The organism is Brachybacterium sp. AOP3-A1-3, from assembly GCF_052378285.1.
In the GTDB taxonomy this organism is placed as follows: domain Bacteria; phylum Actinomycetota; class Actinomycetes; order Actinomycetales; family Dermabacteraceae; genus Brachybacterium.
In genome coordinates this window covers 363,190-383,043 of sequence record NZ_JBQSXM010000001.1, presented here as the reverse complement: position 1 = coordinate 383,043, position 19,854 = coordinate 363,190, and the positions used below count along the sequence as shown (strand labels likewise).

The following is a 19,854-nucleotide window of genomic DNA, read 5'->3' as shown; positions in this document are numbered from 1 at the left end:
AATCCGTGCCGAGGAATCGGAGTGGGGGATCGGCCGACGGGGACGGGGCGCTCAGGCGTCGGCGGTGCGGGTGGCCCGCCAGCGGCGGTAGGACATCAGAGTCAGGATGATCACGATGATCCAGGAGGTCACCACGGCGATGCCGTGGCCGATGCCGGGATTGGCGAGGAAGGAGCCGATCGCGATGAGGGAGATCTGGCCGGGCAGGGCGGACAGGGCGGTGGCGATGAGGAAGTCGCGGCTCGTGATGCCCAGTGCGCCGCTGCCGTAGTTCACCGGCCAGTACGGGATGCCGGGCATGAGGCGCAGCGTGCACACGGCGTAGAAGCCGCCGTTCTCCAGCTGGTCCTCGACCATGTCGGCATGCGAGCCGAGGCCCTTCATCACGGTCTCGCGTCCCAGGCCGCGGGCGATCCAGTAGCCGCCCCAGCACCCCAGCACCACGCCGATCATCGACAGCACGGTCCCGAACGGCAGGCCGAAGAGCATCCCGCCGGCCACGGCCATGATCGTCACCGGGATCGGGGTGAGGGCGACGACGGCGTAGAGGCCGATGAACGCGAGCGGACCCCAGGCGCCGAGCTCGGCGAACTCGGCGCGCAGCTCGTCGAGCGATGGCAGGCGCACGTTCAGCGCGAGCCAGATCATCGCCAGCACGGCGACGACGAGGGCCACGTTGCGCAGCACGGACCCCCACGGCACGCCGCCCCGTCGGCCCCGGCCCGACGAACGGTCATCGGCGGATCCGGTTGCTGCAGTTCCAGTCGGAGCGGCCTCTGCCGCAGCAGTTCCGGTCGCATCGGCTCCGGGCTCAGCGGGGCCGGATGCGGGCTGCGCGGGTCGCGCGGAGGAGTTCTCGAGCATCCCGCGATCCTAAGGTGCTGGCGCTGTTCGTGCAGTTCCCGCCGTTTCCGCCGTTCAGCGCTCCGTGGGCTCCACCCGGGACTCCCCGGCCCGCACCGCGAGCGGCAGGTGATTGCCCACCGGCGGCCGGGGGCAGGTGCCCCAGGCACTGAAGGCCGAGGGGAAGTTCAGGGAATAGTTGAGATCCACCCGCACCTTGTCGTCGTCGAGCTGTGCGCTCACCTGGCGCCAGTCGGCGGTGTCTGTCCCGGAGGTCTCGTCGGTGAACAGGATGCTCGACTCCCCGGTCAGCACGAGGTCCACGGCCGTGCCGTCGATCTCGAGGGTGGCCACACCGGGGGAGGGCAGTTCCTGCTGCAGCCACGGCATCGCGGAGTCGACCGTCACGGTGGTGGTCTCGCGCCGCCAGGTGCCGGTCAGCACGAGGGCCGGGTCGTAGTCGAAGGTGGGCACGCCGTCGAAGGCGGTCAGGCGCGGGGCCGACGGGTCGAGCAGACGCAGGCCGATCCGGCCACCGCGACGGATCACGTCGATCCTCACGTCCTCGCCGTAGCTCGCCAGGCGCACATCGCCGGTGCCGGTCACGGTCACGGTGGTGCGGTCGGCGTCCTCGTGGACCTCGACGTCAGGGGCCTCGGCGAGCACCGTCAGATCCGTGCCGTCGAGGTGGACGACAGCGCGATCGTCCACGATCTCCCAGCTGCCGGGCACGCCCTCGAGGCGCTGAGGACCGGCCGAAGGATCGATCCACCGGATCCCCACCTGGGCGAGGATGCCGTGGGGAGCGGCCAGGGACTCGTCGCGACGGCGGCGGAAGCCCTGCCAGGTGGTCGTGGCGCTGTCAGGGGTCTGGGCGGTGGTGCTCATGGGCGTCTCCTCGCTCGGTGCGTGTGCCTCGAGTCTGCCTCTGGAGGGGGCTGCCGTGCACGGGGCGCGTGATCTGCGGACACAAAGCAGTCGGCAGGGAGCTCGCGGTGTCACCACGCGGTGTCACCACACGGCGCGGAGCACCCGGATGGCGGCGTCCAGGTCGAGACCGTCCTCGCGCGAGCTCGAGGCGAGGCGTCGCGCGGCGCGGGCGACGGCGGGGGAGACGGGGGAGGCCTGGTCGCTCACCCGGGACCCGGAGCCGGCGCGGGAGACGATCAGCCCGCTGGCCTCCAGCGCCCGGTAGGCCTTCGCCACGGTGCCCGGGGCGACCTGCAGATCGGTGGCGAGCTGCCGGACGGAGGGCAGGCGGTCCCCACGGGCGAGGGCGCCGGTCGTGATCAGCCCGGCGATCTGGTCGTGGATCTGCTCGGCCGGGCTCCCACCGGCCGGGGTGATCTCGATGATCATGCCGACTCCCGAGAGGTCCTCGCGGACCGAGGGAGAGCCGTCAGCGCGGTGTAGACCCAGAGCCCCAGGCCGATCGCCGCGAGGAGCGGGGCACCGTATTCCAGGAAGGGTGCCAGGTCGGAGAACGCCGAACCCGTGGAGAAGTGCTCTCCCGATTCGGCACCGACGGTGAGACTCATCGTGGACGTCGACTTCAGGAGACGGAGGACCGACGCGAGGTGGAGCAGCAGCGCTCCGGTCGTGATGCGGGCGACGTTCGTGCTCCGCAGGCGGCGCTGCGCGATGTCCTGCTCGACGTCCTCCGGATGCGGCGGCCGGGCGATGCCCGCCCATGCCATCACTGTGGCCGCGAGCAGGATGACCAGGGTGATCATCGGCGCCAGGGAGTAGTGCCAACCGTAGAAGTCGGTCTCGGCGCCCCCGCTGCCCAGCTCGATGACATAACGCGTGAAGTGGCCGGCCTCATCACGCTCCGAGACCAGGCCGGTGGCCACGGTGATGGTGACGACGAGCGCGAGCACGATCCCGAGGGTCACCATCCATGGCCCGCTCAGGAACGAGGTCCAGGTGCGCCGCGTCAGCTGGGCCCCGTTGGAGCGACGGTCGCGCGCAGGGAGTCCGAGCAGGAGCACCGTGAGGACCCCGAGCGCCAGCGGCAGCACGAAGCGTACGGCGGCGTACACGTCCCAGGGGAAGGACTGGAGGTCGGTGACATACATCGGGATCAACGGGGACGTCGAGAACACGATCATGATCAGCGACGAGGCGCCGGCAGCCAGAGCGGTCACGAGGCCGACCGGCCGAGCGAGGCGGGGGAGCCGGCCACGGAGGACGAATCGCAGCAGGGCCGCGCAGAGCACGCCCACGACGAGTGGAAGGAGCAGGAGCCACATCAGAAGAAACCTCGATCCGTATCAGTCGGATGACACAAACCGTATCAGACGCTTAGTACGCTATCGAGGGTGAGAAGGCCAGCGCCACCGGCCCGCGGTGGCCGCGTTGGTGGCCTCGATGGGGTGCCGGCGTGCCGGCGTGGTGGCTGTGCTGGCTGTAGCGGCACCGATGGTCACCCTGGTGGCGGCCGCTGAAAAACAGAAGCGGCCGACGGGATGGTCCCGTCGGCCGCCGCGCTGTCGAGCTGGTCGTGCAGCAGTTCTGTCCGCTCAGAGCAGGCCCTGGGCCTCCGTGCCGGCGGGGATGGGGGTCATGCGGGTGACCAGGCCCGGCTTCTCGACGAGGTCGGCGACGTCGGCGCGGAAGATCTTCACCTGGTCGCTGTCACCGTGGGCGTCGAGCGCCTCGACGGAGGACCACTTCTCGATCATGGTGATCGTGCCGTCCTCGGCGTCGTGGATGGAGTAGAGCTCGCAGCCCTCCTCGGTGTGCACGGCGGCGATGCCGCGCTGCATGGCGTCCGCGAGCTCCTGCTTCTTGCCGGGCTTGGGGTAGAAGATGGCGGTGACGACGACAGCGGTCATGGGGGCTCCTGGTGCTGATCGGGGTGGGGTCCTGAGCGTCCATCCTGCCTGGTCGAGCCGCTCGACTCCACCCCGTCCCAGCACCGCGACCTCCGCGACGGCGACGGTTGTGGGGCCGACGCCTCGCGGCGGATCGCCCTCACCGTGCGGTCCAGGCCTCCCAGAGCGTCGCGTAGAGGCCGTCGCCGTGGCTGAGCTCCTCGTGGGTTCCTGATTCGACGATCCTGCCGCCCTTCATCACCAGTACGCGGTCGGCGGTGACGGCCTGGGACAGGCGATGGGCGACCACGAGCCCGCCCCGGCCCGTGAGCACCCCGCGTGCCGCGGTCTCGAGATCCCGGGCGCCGGAGGAGCCGGCCTCCGCCGTCGCCTCGTCGAGGACCACGAACTCCGGATCCGCCAGGACGATGCGGGCGAGAGCCAGCATCTGCTCCTGCATGGCGGTCAGCGGCTGCCCGCCGTCGCCCACCACGGTGTCGGTGCCGTCGGGCAGACTGCTCACCCAGCGGTGGGCCCCGACGGTGCTCAGGGCGGCGAGGACGGCACCGTCGTCGGCCTCCGGGGCGGGCACGCGCACGTTCTCCGCGATGCTGCCGGCGAAGACGTGCACCTCCTGGCTGACCATCGAGATCCGTCGTCGCAGTGCAGGGGCGGAGAGGTCGCGAACGGCGTCGGCTCCCAGGCGGACGGTCCCGGTCGTGGGCGGCACGGTGCCGGCGGCGATCTGGGCGAGCGTCGATTTGCCGGCGCCGGTGGCACCTACGACGGCGACCACCTCGCCCGGCGCGATCCGCAGATCGACCGCGGCGAGCACGGGGTGGTCGACCTCGTAGGAGTGCCCGACGCCGTCCAGCAGCAGCGAGCCGTCCGCCGGCGGCAGCGTCTCGAGGGCCGGGGCGCCCGCCGTCGCCGCGATGCCGACTGGTTCTGCCGCACGTGCTGATCGTGTCGACGACGACGGCAGGTCGATCACGCCGACCATCCGTGCGAGCGAGGCGCCGGCGGACTGGATCTCGTCGAACATGCCGACCAGTGCGCCGATCGGATTGAACAGGCGGTGGAACAGCAGCGCTGCGGTCGCGACGCCGCCGGCCGTCAGCCCACCGGACTCGACCAGGAGGGACCCGGCCACCAGGAGGGCGGCGAGGACCACCGCCTCGGCCCGGTTGTTGCGCGAGAAGGCGCGGGTGAGGAAGCGGAACACGTCGATCGACAGGGTGCGCGCATGGACCGACGCGGCGTCGATGCGCTCGAGCTCGACCCGTTCGGCCTCGTACGCCCGCAGGGTGGTGGCGCCGCCGATGCCGCCGAGCATGCGCTGCGAGCGCACACCGAACGCGATCCGCTCCTGGGCGTAGATCGGCCCGGAGCGGGGCAGGTACCAGCGCAGCGTCAACGCGTACATGGGGACGGCGACGAGGCCGACGAGACCCAGCCTCCAATCCACCACCGTCATGCCCGCGGCGGAGACCACCACCACGAAGAGCGACTGCAGGAACATCGGCAGGATGGCCGAGGCGGCCTCGGTGACCACCCGGGAATCCTCCGCGACGCGGGAGACGAGATCTCCGCGCCCTCCGCTCTCGACCACGGAGGAGTCGACGGCGAGGGCTGCGTCCAGGACGTCCTCCCGGAGCGATGCGACGGCCGGCTCCGCGAGCGCGCCCATCCACCAGCGGCTCAACCAGGTGCCCAGACCGCCCACGATGCCGGCGACAAGGATCCAGACGGCGCCCTGGACCACCGGGCGCATCGAGGTCTCGACGCGCAGCGCGTCCACGAGCCCGCCCACGACCCAGGGGCCGACGAGGCCGGCCAGCGCGGTCACGAACCCGGCGACGGCGATCAGGAGCAGCAGAAGGAGGCGCCCGGACAGGAGGGGGCGGAGGGCCGCGAGGACACGCCGTCGGGAGGCGGTGGGCAGGATCATCGCTCACCCCCGGCGGTCTCGCGATCCTGCTCACTAACCTGGTCGCGGGCCTCTTCGCTGGCCTGCTCCCACGCCTGCTCGTGGTCAGCCTCTGCCGGGGTCGGGACGAGAGCCCTGGCCGAGGCAGCCGCCGCTGGATCCGGGGCTGGAGCCGGATCCAGATCTGGATCGGCGGGTCCTTCGGCGGGGATCTCGTGGATCTCGTCGGCCAGGGCGCGGAAGGCCGGGGAGGAGGTCAGCACGATGGTGGTGCGGCCGGTGCGTTCCCGCTGCACGCCCCGCGCGATGTGCCACTCGGTCACCGAGTCGACGGCACTGGTGGGGTCCTCGAGCACCAGCACCTCCGGGTCCGCGTACAGGGCACGGGCCAGGGCGATCCGCTGGCGCTGGCCGCCGGAGAGGTTGCTGCCCGCCTCGCGCACCTCGTGGTCCAGGCCGCCGGAGACCACCCCGAGCACCTCCGTGGTACCTGAGGCGGCGAGCACCGACCCGGGCACCGGGGTGCCCGGGTCGTGGAGCATCGTGATGTTCGAACGGATCGTTCCGGCGAAGAGATCCGCCGCATGCGGCGCGCTGATCATCGCCCCGGCCAGGGGGCGGGCGATCTCGTCGCGGCGGGAGTCGCCCACGAGGACCCGATCCGCGCCCGCACCGCCCGAGAGGGCCCGGGCGAGCTGGAGGGCCGCCGCGGGCTCCGAGACGTCCAGGACGCACAGCGCCCCGTCGCTGATCCGCAGGTCCACCATGTGGTGGATCCCGAGGTCCAGGGAGTCGACGGCGACCGCGGAGCCGGTGGGCAGCGGCCCCGTCGGCTCGACGGATCGACCGCCGCCCAGAAAGTCCGCGATCTTCCCGGCCGCGCCATGGGAGCGGGCGAACACGGTCATCGTCATGGTGAGGGTCTGGATCGGCTCGGAGAAGAACACGGCCACGCCGATCACCGAGACCAGCTGGCCCACGCTGAGGTCGCCCGTGGTCACGCGCCAGCCCGCCATGAGCACCACCCCTGCGAGGATCACGCCGACGCCGAGGGCGCCGAGGCCGGAGACCCGACCGGAGACATCGGCTGTGCGGACCCCGGCGGCGGCCGCGTCGGCGGAGGCGCGATGGTAGCGCTGAGAGGCCCAGCGCTCACCACCGATGGCCTTGAGGATCCGCAGGCCGCCCATCGTGTCGCTCGCGACCGCGCCGGCCTCGGCGACCGCCGCCTGCTGATCACCGCTGCGCCGGGAGATCGCCCGGGAAGGGCCGGCGACGACCAGGAGGGCGAGGGGGACCCCGAGGATCACGACCAGGCCCACCGGCAGATCGACCCACAGCAGGTATGCGGAGGCGCCGGCGATGCCGATGAGCGCGGAGCCGCCGGAGGCGAGCTGTCGGAAGATCATCGCGGCGACGTCGGCGTCCGCCGAGGAGAGCGACAGGACCGCGCCCGGCCGGCGCCCATCGAGCGCGCCGCGGCTCAGCAGTGCGTGGCGTGCCACCTCGACCCGCAGGTCGTGGGCCTCCAGCTGCAGTGCCGTGTTCATCCGTCGAGCCCCGAAGCGATAGGCGAAGGAGAGCACCGTGAACAGCAGCAGGAGGCCGGCGATCGAGAGCAGCAGGGCGGCGCGGTCCCGGGGCACGATCGCGTGGTCCACGATCAGCCCGATGGAGATCGGCACGAGGGCCTCGCAGAGCTGCCAGGTGGCCATCAGCAGCAGGCCCGGGACGACGAATCGCAGGCGGCGGCCGATGGCCCGCCGGAGCAGGGAGCCGCTGGTGGGTGAGGTGGGCATGGGGCCTTCGAGAGGAAGAGTCGTCGCGGCCGGGTCCGGCGCTATGAAGGCAACCCTAACCTGAGGTGCAGGGGGGGGGGCGAGGGCGAGGGCGGTCACCGGCGCCGAGAGGGGCGCGGCCCCGGGTGCCATGCGCGGCTCTCGCTCAGGCGGTGTGCGGCAGCCCCACCAGCTCGGCGCTGCGCTGCCACAGCGCCTCGGCGAGCTCGAGATCGTCGGCCTGTGGGTTCACGGCCATGGTGGGCCGGTCCTGGTCGTAGTAGCGCCCCGAGGTCCAGGTCGAGCCCGGAGTGCCGGTGAGGAACCAGGCCAGGGTCGCTCCGCCCCGCTCGGGGCTGATCATCGGCGCGAGGCGTGCCAGCGGTGACTGGTAGAGCCAGCGCATCGGGCTGCGAGAACCTGCGGAGAAGCTCGTGCGCACCAGCCCGGGGTGGAACGCCGCGGAGGAGATCCCCTGGTCGTGGAACTTTGCGTGCAGGCTGCGGGTGAACAGCACGTTCGCGAGCTTCGCGTCCCCGTAGGCCTTGCGCGGGCTGTAGCGCTTCATGTTGTCGAGGTCCTCGACGTCGAGGTGCCCGAACAGCCGGTTCGCCACGCTCGAGGTGTTCACGACCGCGGCGCTCCCGGCCAGCAGGCGCGGCAGCAGGAGGTTGGTGAGCAGGAACGGGGCGAGGTGGTTGACCTGGATGGTCTTCTCGAAGCCGTCGACGGTGGGGGTGCGGTCGCCGAAGATCCCGCCCGCATTGTTGGCGAGCGCGTCGATGCCGTGTCCGGCCGTCGCCTCCGAGAGCTCCTCGGCGAGGCGGCGCACGTCGTCCAGTCGGGCGAAGTCGGCGACGAAGTGCTCGGCGCTGACGTCTCGCGCGACGGCCGCGGTCTTCTCCGGTGAGCGGCCCACTAGGAGCAGTCGGATGCCCTGGCCGGCGAGCTGGCGGGCCGCGGCGGCGCCGATGCCGTCGGAGGCGCCCGTGATGACGATGGTGGTCGGGGGCGGGGTCGGGGTCGGGACGGACGTGCCTGTCGTGCTCTGGTCCATGGTCAGTCCTTGGTCGCGTCGTGGATGGAGGTATCGCCCGAGATCTCCAGGAAGCGTTCGAGCAGCGTCGCCAGCTGAGTCTGCTCCTCGCGGCTGAGCCGGGCGTCCAGCAGCTCCTGCTCGGCGCGCACGTGGGGGACCACGACCTCGTCGACCAGCTCCCGTCCGGTCGTGGTGAGGCGCACCAGCACCCGGCGCCGATTGGACGGGTCCATCGTCCGCTCGAGCAGTTCCTTGTCCTCCAGCCGCTGCAGGCGGTTGGTCATCGCGGCGCCGGTGACCATGCTCGACGCCGCCAGTTCGCCAGGGGTGAGCGTGAACGGCGCCCCGGAACGACGCAGGGTGGCGAGGGTGTCGAACTCCCCGCGATGCAGACCGAAACTCTGGAACGTCGCCTGCAGGGTGCGGCCGGCGATCTCGTCGACGCGAGAGAGGCGGCCGATCACCCCCATCGGGGTCGCGTCGATGTCCGGGCGCTCCCGGGCCCACTGGGCGAGGAAGTCGCTCACGCGGTCGGCCATGTCGCCTCCTTCTGAACGTTAGATCTCGAACTGTTTGACGCAAGCCTACCGGGCCTCTAGATTGTCAATCATGAAACAGTTAGATATCGAAAGGTCACGCCGAGATGATTCGCCTCCGAACCCGCACGGATCCCCGCCGTCTCCGACGCCCGGCACGACCCCGGCTCTCACCGTCGCCCTGACTGCGATCGCCCCGATCACCTGGGGCACCACCTATGTCGTCACCACCGAGCTGCTGCCCCCGGACCATCCCCTGTGGTCAGGGGCCCTGCGGGCGCTGCCCGCCGGTCTGCTCGCCCTCGCCATCGGCCGCGCCCTCCCGCACGGTCACTGGTGGTGGCGCTCCCTGCTCCTGGGAACGCTCAACATCGGCGCCTTCTTCCCGCTGCTGTTCCTCGCCGCCTATCTGCTGCCCGGGGGAGTGGCGGGAGTGTTCGGTGCCACCGGGCCGCTGCTGGTCGCGGTGCTCGCCGCCGTCCTGCTCCGGGAACGACCGACCGCACGGCGGCTGATTTGGGGAATCATGGCCGTCCTCGGGGTCGCAGCCATGGTGCTCGGACCTGACGCCGCACTCGATCCGCTCGGGATCCTCGCCGGCCTGGGCGGCGTGACGTCCATGGCGGTGGGCACGGTGCTGTCCGCGAGATGGCGGCCACCCGTCGGCCCCATCGCCTTCGCGGGCTGGCAGCTCACGGCCGGCGGCCTGGTGATCCTCCCGCTCGCCATGGCCGTCGAGGGCGCGCCGCCGGTGCTCGACGCGCAGGCCGTGGCGGGCTACGCCTGGCTCACGCTCGTGGGCGGGCTGCTGGCCTATGCGCTGTGGTTCCGGGGCCTGGGCCGGATGCCGGCCGGTAGCGCCGCCTTCCTGCCGGTGCTCTCTCCCCTGGTCGCAGCCGTGCTCGGTCTCCTCGTGCTCGGCGCGCAGCTCACCGCCGTCCAGCTGGGTGGCTTCGCCGTCGCGCTGATCGCGGTGGTCGCCGCGCAGGGATCCGTGCGCCGACGGGAGGTGGCGGCATGAGGGTCCTGATCATCGGGGGGACCGGCGCGGCGGGCTCGCGCATCGCCGCCGAGGCGCGGCGACGTGACCACGAGGTCGTCATCGCCTCCAGGACGACGGCGATCCCGCTGGGTGTCCCCGGCGATCAGGCCGATCGCCGCCGCGAGCGCCAGCCAGCTCGAGGTGCTGCAGTCGGCCGGTCCGGAAAACGCCTGGACCTTCCTGGCGCCGGCGGCGGACTTCGCGCCTGCCGTGGAGCTCGCCCCGGGTGACGTTCGGGGCTCCTATCGCCTTCATGTCGGCCGTGCCGGGTCCGTCCCGGACCTCGTGATCGCTGCTGACGGCACGTCTCGCATCTCGATGGAGGATTTCGCCCTCGCCGTGCTCGACGAGATCGAGGAGCCGCGCATGCTCCGCGGGGTCATCGCCGTCGGCACCTGAGGCGCGGCTCGCGGGACGCGGTGGCGACAGGTCCGCGAGCGGGCCAGGATGGGACATCCCCTGATCGCGTGGAAGGACCCTCGCATGGCAGACCTCACCCCCGGTGACGACCGCTTCCTCGAGCAGCTGATCGACCTGCGTCGGCGGCTGCACGCCACCCCGGAGGTCGGGCTTCAGCTGCCCGTGACCCAGCAGCTCGTGCTCGACGCGCTCGCCGATCTCGACCTCGAGATAACCCTGGGCACCGAGACCACGTCGGTGGTCGCGGTGCTCCGCGGCGGCCGGCCCGGACCGGTGGTGCTGCTGCGGGGCGATATGGATGGCCTGCCCCTCGTGGAGGACACCGGCCTCCCGTTCGGCTCGACCAACGGGGCGATGCACGCCTGCGGCCACGACCTGCACGTCGCCGGGCTGGTGGGCGCGGCGCGACTGCTCGCCGCTCGGCGCGCGGAGCTCCCCGGGACCGTCCTGTTCATGTTCCAGCCGGGGGAGGAGGGATACGACGGGGCGAGCGTCATGCTGCGCGAAGGCGTGCTCGAGGCGGCGGGGGAGCGGCCGATCGCCGCCTACGGGATCCATGTCGCCGCGGACGTTGCCAGCGGGACGATCGCCAGTCGCCCCGGCACTCTGATGGCCGCCTACTCTGTGCTCGATGTGCGCGTGGTGGGGCGCGGAGGCCACGGCTCCCGCCCTCACGAGGCGCTGGACCCGGTGCCGGCCACCGCCGAGATGATCTCCGCGCTGTACACGCACATCACCCGCCGGTACAGCGCCTTCGACCCCGTGGTGCTCACCGTCGGCGAGATCCACGCCGGAAGCGCGCCGAACATCATCCCCGATCAGACCCATTTCCGAGTGGGTGTGCGCTCGTTCAGCAACGCCACCACCGAGTCGCTGGTCGCCGAGCTTCCCCGCTTCGTCACCGACATCGGCCGCGCCCACGGCCTCACGGTGCACGCGACCATGCGCACGGTCCTCCCCGCCACGATCAACGACGACGTCGAGGCGGCGACCTTCGGGGAGACCGCCCGCGCCCTGTTCGGTGCGGAGCGCTACCAGGAGCTGGCGAACGCGCGCACGGGGTCCGAGGACTTCTCCCGGGTGCTCGCGGAGATCCCCGGGGCGTACGGATACGTGGGAGCGGCGAAGGATCTCGACCCCGAGCATCTGCCCGCCTCGAACCATTCCCCGCAGGCCCGTTTCGACGACTCCGTGCTCGCGGACCAGGCGCTGCTGCTGGCAACCCTGGCCTGGAACCGACTGCAGGCAGAGGCGGGGGAGGGTGACCCCGTGATCTGAGCACACACCCACGGCGCACATCGATAATCGATGTATTATTGCTGTTGAACGATGTCCTCCCCGTGAGCTCCGTCGACCGGGCGGATCACGACGGACCTGAGGGAGCGATGCCATGAGCGCGGTGGGTGTGACGATTCTTCGGGTGATCATCTGGATCTCGTTGCTGGGCGCCCTCGTGCTGCAGGGCGTGATCGTGATGGCGGGGCTGCTCGACCAGGCCGGGATACCCACGTTCGCCATCGTGATCCTCTCGCTCAGCGTCCTCGGGATCCTGGCCCTGCAGGTGGTCGGAGTCTGCATCCTGCGTCTGCTCGGCCTTGTGCGGCACGGTCGGGTGTTCTCGCAGCGCTCCTTCCACTATGTCGACGTGATCATCGGAGCGATCGGAGCCTGCTCCGTGCTGGTCCTGGCGTTCGCGCTGGTCGGCGTCTGGGCGAATCGCACCACCCCCGGGGACGAGATGGCGCCGGGGATGGTCGGCGCGCTGTGCGGATGCGCCCTGGTCATCGCCGGTGTCGCCCTCGTCGTGTACGTGCAACGCCAACTGCTGGTCCAGGCCACGCTCACCGCAGAGCAGGCCCGCTCCCTCCGAGCAGAGCTCGACGAGGTGATCTGATGGCGGTCGTCGTCGACCTCGACGTGATGCTCGCCCGGCGGAAGATGCCGGTGGGCGTGCTCGCCGAGCGGGTCGGCATCACCGCGGCGAACCTCTCCGTGCTCAAGAACGGCCGTGCCAGGGCGGTGCGCTTCTCGACGCTCGCTGCACTGTGCGAGGTGCTGGACTGCCAGCCCGGCGATCTGCTCCGCTGGGAGCCCAACGTCGCCGACCCTGCCGGCTCCGCCGACCCTGGTGGGTCAGAGCTCGCTTCGTGACCTGGTCCCGGGTTCTCCTCAGCGCGCCCTGTCGGTGAGGAGGTGCTCGCGCAGGTAGCGACCCGTCACCGACGCGTCGATCGCGGCGACGTCCGACGGGCTGCCCGTCGCGACGATCCGGCCGCCGGCCTCGCCGCCGCCCGGCCCCATGTCGATCACGTGGTCGGCGTTGGCGACCATGTCCAGATCATGCTCGATGACCACGACGGTCGCGCCGCGGGTGACGAGGCGATCCAGCACGGACAGCAGGGTGCGCACGTCCCGCGGGTGCAGGCCCACGCTCGGCTCGTCGAACACGAACAGGGCGTCGTCCTGGCGGCGATCGATCTGCCCGGCGAGCTTGAGCCGCTGCGCCTCCCCGCCGGACAGCGCCGGGGTGTCCTCGCCGAGCGTGAGATAGCCCAGCCCCAGATCGACCAGGGCCTGCAGCTTCTTGCGCACCGCCGGCAGATCACCGACCGCGTCGAGCGCCTCGCGCGCCGTGAGCGACATCAGATGGGGCAGAGACACACCGACGGGTGAATCCGGGCGCGGTCGCAGGATCTCGTCGGCCTCCGGGGCGTAGCGGTGCCCGCCGCATTCAGGGCAGTCGATATCGATGTCCGGGAGGAACTGGACGTCCAGCGAGACCCGCCCGGTGCCCTCGCAGCGCGGGCAGCGCAGCGAGCCGGTGTTGTAGGAGAAGTCCCCGAGCGTGAGCCCCTGCTCGCGGGCCGCGTCGGTGCGGGCGAAAGCACGGCGCAGATCGTCCTGCACCCCGCTGTAGGTCGCGACGGTGGAGCGCACGTTCACCCCGATCGGCGTGGCATCGATCTGGTGGACCCGCAGGATCCCCTCGTCCTCGAGCTCCGTCACATGCGCCGGGAGCCGACGGTTCTCGAGCCGTGCCCGCAGCGCCGGCACCAAGGACTCGAGCACCATCGTCGTCTTGCCGGAGCCCGAGACGCCGGTGACCGCGGTGAAACGGCCGCGAGGGATCTCCACCTCGAGCGCATGGACCGTGTGCACGGGATCGGTGCGCAGGCTCAGGCAACCGTCGGCGAAGACGTCGCCTCCTGCCTGCTCGCGCACGACGACCGGCTTCCGACCGGTCAGGAACCCGCTCAACAGTGAATCCGCGGAGTCCTCGATATCGGCCACGGAGCCCGCGGCGACGACGGTGCCGCCGTCCTTGCCCGACCCGGGACCGATCTCGATCAGGTGGTCCACCGCCCGCAGCACCTGCACGTCGTGGTCCACGAGCACCACGGAGTTCCCGTCGGCCAGCAGGTCGCCGACCAGGGTGAGGAGCCCGTCGATGTTCGAGGGATGCAGGCCGATGCTGGGTTCGTCGAGCACGTAGAGCACGCCGGTGGTGCGGTTGCGCACCGCGCGGGCGAGCTGGACCCGCTGCAGCTCCCCGGTCGAGAGCGAGGACCCTGCCCGATCCAGGGCCAGGTAGCCCAGTCCGAGCTGGACCAGACGATCGGCCATGGACAGCAGCGTCTCCACGAGCGCCCGGGCCATCTGGCGCATCTCGCCCGGCAGCGGATCCACGACCGTCGGTGCCCAGGCGATCAGCTCGTCGAGCGTCTTCGCCGAGGCCTCGGCCAGGTCGATCCCGTCGAGCCGGGGGAGGAGCGCAGCGGGGCTCAGGCGGGTGCCGTCACAGTCGGGGCAGGTGCTCACGGCGAGGAACCGGGAGACCCTCGACAGGCGCTTCTCGGTATCGGCCCGGGCCAGCTCGGCGGTGACGGTCAGGCGGGCGTTGCGGAACGTGAAGTCGAGGTCGTGGATGCCCTTCTTGCTGGTGACGGTGATGTGCTTCTTCTCCTCAGGGCCGTCGAGGACGATCTCGCGCTCCCAGTCCTCGAGGTCCTGCCAGGGCACATCGGTGCGCACCCCGAACTCCCGGGCGATGTCCGGCTGCACGTTGAAGCCGAACATCGACCAGGGCGCCACGGCGCCGCCGTCGAGGGTCTTCGACGGATCCGGGACGAGGGTCGCATCGTCGACCGTGCGCACCACGCCGATGCCCTCGCAGCGCGGGCAGGCGCCCTCGGCGTTGAAGGCGAGGGCTTCCGCTCCGGGAGCGACGACCTGTTTGCCGCACTCGGGGCAGGCGATCGGCACCTCGGCGGCGACGTCGATAGTGGGGCCGATGCGGTGGCCGTTGGGGCACACGTGCGAGGCCAGGCGCGAGAACATCAGTCGCAGCACGTTCAGCAGCTCGGTCGAGGTGCCGAAGGTGGAGCGCACACCGGGCACTCCGGGCCGCTGGCGCAGGGCGAGCGAGGCGGGAACGTGGGTGACCACGTCGACGTCCGCCCGCGGGGCCTGGGACATGCGGCGGCGCGTGTAGGTGGACAGAGCCTCGAGGTAGCGACGGGAGCCCTCGGCGTAGAGCACACCCATCGCGAGCGAGGACTTCCCGGAGCCGGAGACCCCGGCGATGCCCACCACGCAGTGCAGCGGCACATCGACGTCCAGATCGCGGAGGTTGTGGACGCGGGCGCCCCGGACCTCGATGGCTGTGGGCTGGGGGCCTGCGCGATCGATCACGAGCGCCAGGCTACTCGCGGGGGCCGACGCACGGGCCGACGACTATGCGAACTTCTTCGTGCTGCCGGACTTCGTCGAGCTGCCGGACTTCGTCGAAGCACCGGGCTTCTTGGAGCCACCGGACTTCTTCGCTCCGCTGGCTTGCTTCGAACCGCTGGACTTCTTCGCTCCGCCGGCTTTCTTCGAGCTGCCGGTCTTCTTCGCTCCGTCGGCTTTCTTCGAGCTTTTCGAGCTCTTCGATCCCTTCGTCGCCTGCGCTGCCTTCGCATCCCCGGAGGACGATCCTGACCCGCGGCGCTTCTGCACGCTGCGCTCGAGCGCGTCCATCAGGCTGATGACCTTCCCGCCCCCATCGCCGTCGTCTCCGTCATCGGCCGACCCGTCCTTGCCGAACGTCGCATCCGTATCGACCGAGTCGCCCTCGTCGAGCTTGGCCTCGACCAGCTCGCGCAGCTGCTCCTGGTACTCATCGGTGAACTGCTCGGGATCGAAGTCGCCGCTGAACTGCTCGACCAGCGAGGCCGACATCATCAGCTCCTTGGCGCTGATCGTCGTCTTCGACGGGCCGAAGTCGACGTCCTTCAGGTCGGTCGGCCAGCGCAGGGTCTGCAGGGCGAGGAGGTCCTCATGGACCCGCAGCACGCCGAGGCGGGTCTTGGTGCGCAGCGTGAAGGTGACGATGGCTGTGCGCTCGGTGTCCTCGAGCGTCCGGCGCAGCAGCACATAGGCCTTGGAGGACCGGCCGACCGGTTCGAGGAAGTAGGACGTGCCCAGCAGGATCGGATCCACCTGCTCGTCGGGCACGAACTGCACGACGTCGATCTCGTCGTTGTCCTCGGCGGGCAGGTCCTCGAGCTCCTCGTCGGTGAGGACGACCGTCTTGTCGCCGTCGTCGTACGCCTTGTCGATGTGCTCGTAGTCGATCTCGCGGCCGCACACCTCGCAGGTGCGCTGGTACCGGATGCGTCCCTGGTCCTCGTCGTGGACCTGGTGGAAGGAGAGGTCGTGCGACCTGGTGGCCCCGTAGAGCTTCACCGGGACGTTGACGAGCCCGAACGTGATCTCACCGCTCCATATCGCGCGCATGCCCCCATGACACCACGCGCGGTCGGCGCACGCCAGGAACGATCGGTAGGCCGATTTCCTGCTCGGGCCGTGACGATCCCCGTGACGCAGGGCACAGTGTGGTCATGGCTACCGGAGAGCAGAAGGTCAGGATCGACGACCGCACGCTGAAGGTCTCGAACCTCGAGAAGATCTACTACCCCTCGACGGGGACCACGAAGGGAGAGGTGCTGGACTACTACCGGCGCATCGCTGCGGTGATGATCCCGCAGGCCACGCGGCGACCTGCGACCCGCAAGCGCTGGGTCGACGGGGTGGGCACGGCCGAGCATCCCGGCTCGGTGTTCTTCCGCAAGGACCTCGAGGATCACGCACCGGACTGGGTGCCGCGCGCGGACATCGAGCACAAGGACGGCACCTTGACCTACCCCCTGGTCGACGAGACCGCCGTGCTGGTGTGGCTCGCGCAGCTGGCCACCCTCGAGATCCACACCCCGCAATGGCGCTTCGACGAGGACCTCGCACCGTCGAACCCCGATCGGCTGGTCCTGGATCTCGATCCTGGGGAGGGAGCGGGCCTTCCTGACTGCGCCCGCGTCGCCCAGTGGTGCCGCGAGATCCTGGAGGACATGGGGATGGAGCCGCACCCGGTCACGTCCGGATCCACAGGCATCCACCTCTATGCGCCCCTGGACGGCGGCACCACGGCCGAGGAGATCGCCCAGGTCGCCCACGAGCTGGCGAGGTCCCTCGAGGACGACCATCCCGATCACGTCGTCAGCGACATGAAGAGGTCGTTGCGAGCGGGCAAGGTGGTCGTGGACTGGTCGCAGAACAACGGTCACAAGACCACCGTGTGCCCGTACTCCCTGCGAGGCCGGCTGCGCCCGACGGTGGCGGCGCCCCGCACCTGGGAGGAGATCGAGGATCCCGAGCTCGACCAGCTCGAGTTCGAGGAGGTCCTGCAACGGATCGAGGACGGCACGGACCCGATCGCGGCCCTGGGCATGAGCGGCAGTGCGGGGAGCGGGTCGGCCGGCTCGTCGCGTGACCGGCTGGAGGCCTACCGCTCCAAGCGTGATGCCACGAAGACCCCCGAACCGGTTCCGACAGCAGGCTCCGACTCCGATTCCGACGCCGCGCAAGAAGCGCTCGAGGCCCTGCGCTCCGAGGCGCCGATGTTCGTGATCCAGGAGCATCACGCCTCCAGCCTGCACTGGGACTTCCGCCTCGAGCACGACGGCGTGCTGGTCTCCTGGGCCGTGCCCAAGGGGCCCCCGCTCGACGTCGACGTGAACCGGCTCGCCGTGCAGACGGAGGACCATCCGCTCGAGTACGGCACCTTCGAGGGGACGATCCCGACGGGCGAGTACGGCGGCGGCGACGTCACCCTCTGGGACTCCGGCACGATCGAGATCGAGAAGTGGCGCGAGGGCAAGGAGGTCATCGTCGTCTGTCACGGTCGCGGGGACGGCGGACTCGGCGGGGCACCGCGCCGTTTCGCCTTCCTCCACACCGGAGGCATGGGCGGGACGACGAAGTCCGCGGCGGCAGAGAAGAAGGCCGACGCGAACTGGCTGCTGCATCTCATGAAGGACCAGCCGACGGCAGGGGACGGGGCGCCCTCTGCGTCATCCTCCTCCGGAGCCCGATCCGCGCCGGCCAGGATGAGCGACCCGATCTCCCCGATGCTCGCCACCCTCGGCCGCCGCGAGGACATCCGGGACCAGGACGACTGGGCCTTCGAGATGAAATGGGACGGGGTGCGCGTCATCGCCACCGTCACCGCCGACGCCGTGCGCCTGACCAGCCGTGGCGGCAAGGACCTCACCGCCACCTTCCCCGAGCTCGCCGAGCTCCAGGACGCTCTCGATCCGGAGATCCTCGCGGCGGGCGAGAGCGTCCTGGACGGGGAGATCGTCGCGCTCGACGCCCACGACCGTCCCTCCTTCTCCCGGCTCCAGCAACGCCTGGGCCTCACCCGCGAGCGCGACGTCCAGCGGGCGCGGGAGGAGGTCGAGGTGCACGTGATGCTCTTCGATCTTCTGGTGCGCGGCGGCGACTCCCTGTTGCGCACCCCGTACCGGGCACGACGCGACGCCCTGTTCGCCGCGGTGGAGGCAGCCGAGCACGTCCATCTGCCGCACGCCGATCACGGCGACGTCGACCATGCGATCGAGCTCTCGCAGGAGCTCCAGCTCGAAGGGGTCATGGCGAAGACGGAAACCGGCATCTACCGGCCCGGCAAGCGCGGCCGCACCTGGATCAAGCTCAAGAACGCCCGCCATCAGGAGGTGGTCGTCATCGGCTGGAGGCACGGCAAGGGCGGGCGCTCCGGGAGCATCGGATCCCTGCTCGTCGCCGTGCCCGACGCCCAGGGACGCTTGAGCTATGCCGGTCGCGTCGGCACCGGATTCAGCGACCGCGACCTCGAGCAGATCGCGAGCACGCTCGGATCCCGCACCCGGAAGACCCCGCCGGTGGACGACGTGCCCGCGGCGGACCGTCGGGACGCGGACTGGGTGCGCGCGGACCTCGTCGGCGAGGTCCAGCACACCGAGCGCACCGAGGACGGCCGGCTGCGCCACCCCGTCTGGCGCGGGTGGCGACCCGACAAGGAGGCGGCGGAGGTCCGATGGGAGGAGTGAGCCCGCTGCCTGCTCCCGGAGGGGGTCGGCGTCGGCTGCTGACCACGTGGTCGTCCGGTCCGATGGCGCTGCACCGCGTCCGTCGCCACGCTCCCCACAGGATCATCGTGCAGGTCATCACCGATATCGATGGCCCGGCTGCCACGCGGATCCACGGTTGCCGCGTCCGGTGGATCACATGTGGTCACACGCGGTCCCGCGGATGCCGTAGTCTCCTCGGAGTCGTTCGAACGATCTCGCCTCGGCGGGACAGCACGCACCACCTCCTCCGGGTCGTGGATCCGGGTGCTGAGAGCGGATGGCCGCACGGCGCTGGATGCCTCTTTCGGAGGCGACCGACGACGGTCGCGCAGAACACCTACGAAATTGAGTATTCATCACCTCCTCCGCACTTCTCAGTACGTACGACGACGTCTCGACGTCACCCCTCTCGTCCGCGCCGATGGCCGCCTCCCTGGTCGTTGCAGCGCACCCCACCCTCTCCTGGCTCCGAGCCGATGACGACGTCCACGTCGCCACGCTCGCCGGAGAGTTCGCCGGCCACGTCGTCAGCCCTGCCGCTGACGCGCCGGTCCACACGGCCTTCGGGCCCCAGTTCGGCCGCATCGGCGACTTCATGTCGCTGGCCGCGGCTCAGGCGGCCCTCGAGGCCGCACACGCACCCCGTCCTGGCAGCACCGACCGCATCGGTCGGCGCAACGCCTGGGGTGCACCACATCCGCGGCGGCGCCGTCGCCACGGATACCCGGGCCACGAACGTGGTTCACGACAACGAAGGAATATCGCCATGGCTACTGGCATCGTCACCTGGTTCAACTCCGACAAGGGCTACGGCTTCATCGCCCCCGAGGACGGCTCCGCCGATGTGTTCGCGCACTTCAGCGCGATCGCCGGCACCGGCCGTCGCGATCTCGAGGAGAACCAGCGCGTGGAGTTCGAGACCGAGCAGGGCCCCAAGGGCATGCAGGCAGTGAACATCCGCGCCATCTGAGCGCCCCGGTCGATCACTGATCGGCCCTGAAGACCGGTGGGTCCGCCTCGCGGA

18 protein-coding genes are annotated in these 19,854 nt (G+C 70.7%); 7 read left to right on the top strand and 11 right to left on the bottom strand.

From position 1 onward, the window contains the following. Window positions 1–51: 51 nt before the first annotated feature. From ACT3T5_RS01730 to ACT3T5_RS01690, 9 genes are all read right to left on the bottom strand, one after another. Entirely contained in the window at window positions 52–864 is an 813-nt protein-coding gene (locus ACT3T5_RS01730) for a TVP38/TMEM64 family protein (protein ID WP_444593403.1), read from the bottom strand. Between the two features lie 54 nt (window positions 865–918). Next, window positions 919–1,731: a DUF1684 domain-containing protein gene (locus tag ACT3T5_RS01725; RefSeq protein WP_193118084.1), complete on the bottom strand. Its 813-nt coding sequence runs from the start codon at window positions 1,729–1,731 to the stop codon at window positions 919–921. A gap of 123 nt (window positions 1,732–1,854) precedes the next feature. Then, window positions 1,855–2,202: a GntR family transcriptional regulator gene (locus ACT3T5_RS01720; RefSeq protein ID WP_193118083.1), complete on the bottom strand. Its 348-nt coding sequence runs from the start codon at window positions 2,200–2,202 to the stop codon at window positions 1,855–1,857. After that, window positions 2,199–3,095, bottom strand: coding sequence for a hypothetical protein (locus tag ACT3T5_RS01715; protein ID WP_444593402.1), 897 nt, complete (start codon window positions 3,093–3,095; stop codon window positions 2,199–2,201). The genes ACT3T5_RS01720 and ACT3T5_RS01715 overlap by 4 nt, the downstream gene beginning before the upstream one ends. 270 nt (window positions 3,096–3,365) lie before the next feature. Then, window positions 3,366–3,680: a putative quinol monooxygenase gene (locus ACT3T5_RS01710; RefSeq protein WP_444576463.1), complete on the bottom strand. Its 315-nt coding sequence runs from the start codon at window positions 3,678–3,680 to the stop codon at window positions 3,366–3,368. 139 nt (window positions 3,681–3,819) lie between these two features. Further along, window positions 3,820–5,610: an ABC transporter ATP-binding protein gene (locus ACT3T5_RS01705; protein WP_343923601.1), complete on the bottom strand. Its 1,791-nt coding sequence runs from the start codon at window positions 5,608–5,610 to the stop codon at window positions 3,820–3,822. Continuing rightward, entirely contained in the window at window positions 5,607–7,388 is a 1,782-nt protein-coding gene (locus ACT3T5_RS01700; RefSeq protein WP_444593401.1) for an ABC transporter transmembrane domain-containing protein, read from the bottom strand. The genes ACT3T5_RS01705 and ACT3T5_RS01700 overlap by 4 nt, the downstream gene beginning before the upstream one ends. A 145-nt stretch (window positions 7,389–7,533) precedes the next feature. After that, a complete protein-coding gene (locus ACT3T5_RS01695) occupies window positions 7,534–8,424 on the bottom strand; it encodes an SDR family NAD(P)-dependent oxidoreductase (RefSeq protein ID WP_443412416.1) in 891 nt (296 codons plus the stop codon). Between the two features lie 2 nt (window positions 8,425–8,426). Further along, window positions 8,427–8,945 carry a MarR family winged helix-turn-helix transcriptional regulator gene (locus tag ACT3T5_RS01690; RefSeq protein ID WP_443343331.1) on the bottom strand — a complete coding sequence of 173 codons (519 nt, stop codon included), beginning with the start codon at window positions 8,943–8,945 and terminating at the stop codon, window positions 8,427–8,429. 70 nt (window positions 8,946–9,015) lie between these two features. Between ACT3T5_RS01690 and ACT3T5_RS01685 the strand changes: the two genes are divergently transcribed. The 5 genes from ACT3T5_RS01685 (at window position 9,016) to ACT3T5_RS01665 (ending at window position 12,555) form a co-directional block, all read left to right on the top strand. Further along, window positions 9,016–9,963 carry an EamA family transporter gene (locus tag ACT3T5_RS01685; RefSeq protein WP_444593400.1) on the top strand — a complete coding sequence of 316 codons (948 nt, stop codon included), beginning with the start codon at window positions 9,016–9,018 and terminating at the stop codon, window positions 9,961–9,963. A gap of 111 nt (window positions 9,964–10,074) precedes the next feature. Beyond that, a complete protein-coding gene (locus ACT3T5_RS01680) occupies window positions 10,075–10,383 on the top strand; it encodes a hypothetical protein (RefSeq protein ID WP_444593399.1) in 309 nt (102 codons plus the stop codon). An 84-nt stretch (window positions 10,384–10,467) separates the two neighbouring features. Further along, the gene (locus ACT3T5_RS01675) at window positions 10,468–11,682 is read left to right on the top strand and encodes a M20 metallopeptidase family protein (protein ID WP_444593398.1); all 1,215 of its coding nucleotides are present in this window, start codon (window positions 10,468–10,470) and stop codon (window positions 11,680–11,682) included. Between the two features lie 112 nt (window positions 11,683–11,794). Continuing rightward, window positions 11,795–12,298 (top strand): DUF2975 domain-containing protein, encoded by a 504-nt coding sequence (locus ACT3T5_RS01670; RefSeq protein ID WP_444593397.1) that lies wholly within the window; start codon window positions 11,795–11,797, stop codon window positions 12,296–12,298. Further along, complete coding sequence (locus ACT3T5_RS01665) at window positions 12,298–12,555, top strand: helix-turn-helix domain-containing protein (protein ID WP_444593396.1); 258 nt, start codon at window positions 12,298–12,300, stop codon at window positions 12,553–12,555. Before ACT3T5_RS01670 ends, ACT3T5_RS01665 begins: the two co-directional genes overlap by 1 nt. 18 nt (window positions 12,556–12,573) lie before the next feature. Here ACT3T5_RS01665 and ACT3T5_RS01660 read toward each other — a convergent pair whose 3' ends face one another. Both ACT3T5_RS01660 and ku read right to left on the bottom strand, forming a co-directional pair. Next, entirely contained in the window at window positions 12,574–15,096 is a 2,523-nt protein-coding gene (locus ACT3T5_RS01660; RefSeq protein WP_444593395.1) for an excinuclease ABC subunit UvrA, read from the bottom strand. A 42-nt stretch (window positions 15,097–15,138) separates the two neighbouring features. Further along, window positions 15,139–16,182 (bottom strand): non-homologous end joining protein Ku, encoded by a 1,044-nt coding sequence (gene ku / locus ACT3T5_RS01655; protein WP_444593394.1) that lies wholly within the window; start codon window positions 16,180–16,182, stop codon window positions 15,139–15,141. A gap of 104 nt (window positions 16,183–16,286) precedes the next feature. On the opposite strand from ku, the gene ACT3T5_RS01650 reads away from it, so the two are divergent. Then, window positions 16,287–18,809, top strand: a complete 2,523-nt coding sequence (locus tag ACT3T5_RS01650) for an ATP-dependent DNA ligase (RefSeq protein WP_444593393.1) — start codon at window positions 16,287–16,289, stop codon at window positions 18,807–18,809. A 787-nt stretch (window positions 18,810–19,596) separates the two neighbouring features. After that, the gene (locus ACT3T5_RS01645) at window positions 19,597–19,800 is read left to right on the top strand and encodes a cold-shock protein (protein ID WP_193118110.1); all 204 of its coding nucleotides are present in this window, start codon (window positions 19,597–19,599) and stop codon (window positions 19,798–19,800) included. Window positions 19,801–19,854: the final 54 nt, after the last annotated feature.

Coding starts and splice junctions, on each gene's coding strand:
- ACT3T5_RS01690 (WP_443343331.1), bottom strand. CDS start 8,945: ATGGCCGACCGCGTGAGCGACTTCCTCGCCCAGTGGGCCCGGGAGCGC.
- ACT3T5_RS01725 (WP_193118084.1), bottom strand. CDS start 1,731: ATGAGCACCACCGCCCAGACCCCTGACAGCGCCACGACCACCTGGCAG.
- ACT3T5_RS01670 (WP_444593397.1), top strand. CDS start 11,795: ATGAGCGCGGTGGGTGTGACGATTCTTCGGGTGATCATCTGGATCTCG.
- ACT3T5_RS01695 (WP_443412416.1), bottom strand. CDS start 8,424: ATGGACCAGAGCACGACAGGCACGTCCGTCCCGACCCCGACCCCGCCC.
- ACT3T5_RS01730 (WP_444593403.1), bottom strand. CDS start 864: ATGCTCGAGAACTCCTCCGCGCGACCCGCGCAGCCCGCATCCGGCCCC.
- ACT3T5_RS01665 (WP_444593396.1), top strand. CDS start 12,298: ATGGCGGTCGTCGTCGACCTCGACGTGATGCTCGCCCGGCGGAAGATG.
- ACT3T5_RS01650 (WP_444593393.1), top strand. CDS start 16,287: ATGGCTACCGGAGAGCAGAAGGTCAGGATCGACGACCGCACGCTGAAG.
- ku (WP_444593394.1), bottom strand. CDS start 16,182: ATGCGCGCGATATGGAGCGGTGAGATCACGTTCGGGCTCGTCAACGTC.
- ACT3T5_RS01700 (WP_444593401.1), bottom strand. CDS start 7,388: ATGCCCACCTCACCCACCAGCGGCTCCCTGCTCCGGCGGGCCATCGGC.
- ACT3T5_RS01710 (WP_444576463.1), bottom strand. CDS start 3,680: ATGACCGCTGTCGTCGTCACCGCCATCTTCTACCCCAAGCCCGGCAAG.
- ACT3T5_RS01685 (WP_444593400.1), top strand. CDS start 9,016: ATGAAACAGTTAGATATCGAAAGGTCACGCCGAGATGATTCGCCTCCG.
- ACT3T5_RS01675 (WP_444593398.1), top strand. CDS start 10,468: ATGGCAGACCTCACCCCCGGTGACGACCGCTTCCTCGAGCAGCTGATC.
- ACT3T5_RS01705 (WP_343923601.1), bottom strand. CDS start 5,610: ATGATCCTGCCCACCGCCTCCCGACGGCGTGTCCTCGCGGCCCTCCGC.
- ACT3T5_RS01715 (WP_444593402.1), bottom strand. CDS start 3,095: ATGTGGCTCCTGCTCCTTCCACTCGTCGTGGGCGTGCTCTGCGCGGCC.
- ACT3T5_RS01720 (WP_193118083.1), bottom strand. CDS start 2,202: ATGATCATCGAGATCACCCCGGCCGGTGGGAGCCCGGCCGAGCAGATC.
- ACT3T5_RS01645 (WP_193118110.1), top strand. CDS start 19,597: ATGGCTACTGGCATCGTCACCTGGTTCAACTCCGACAAGGGCTACGGC.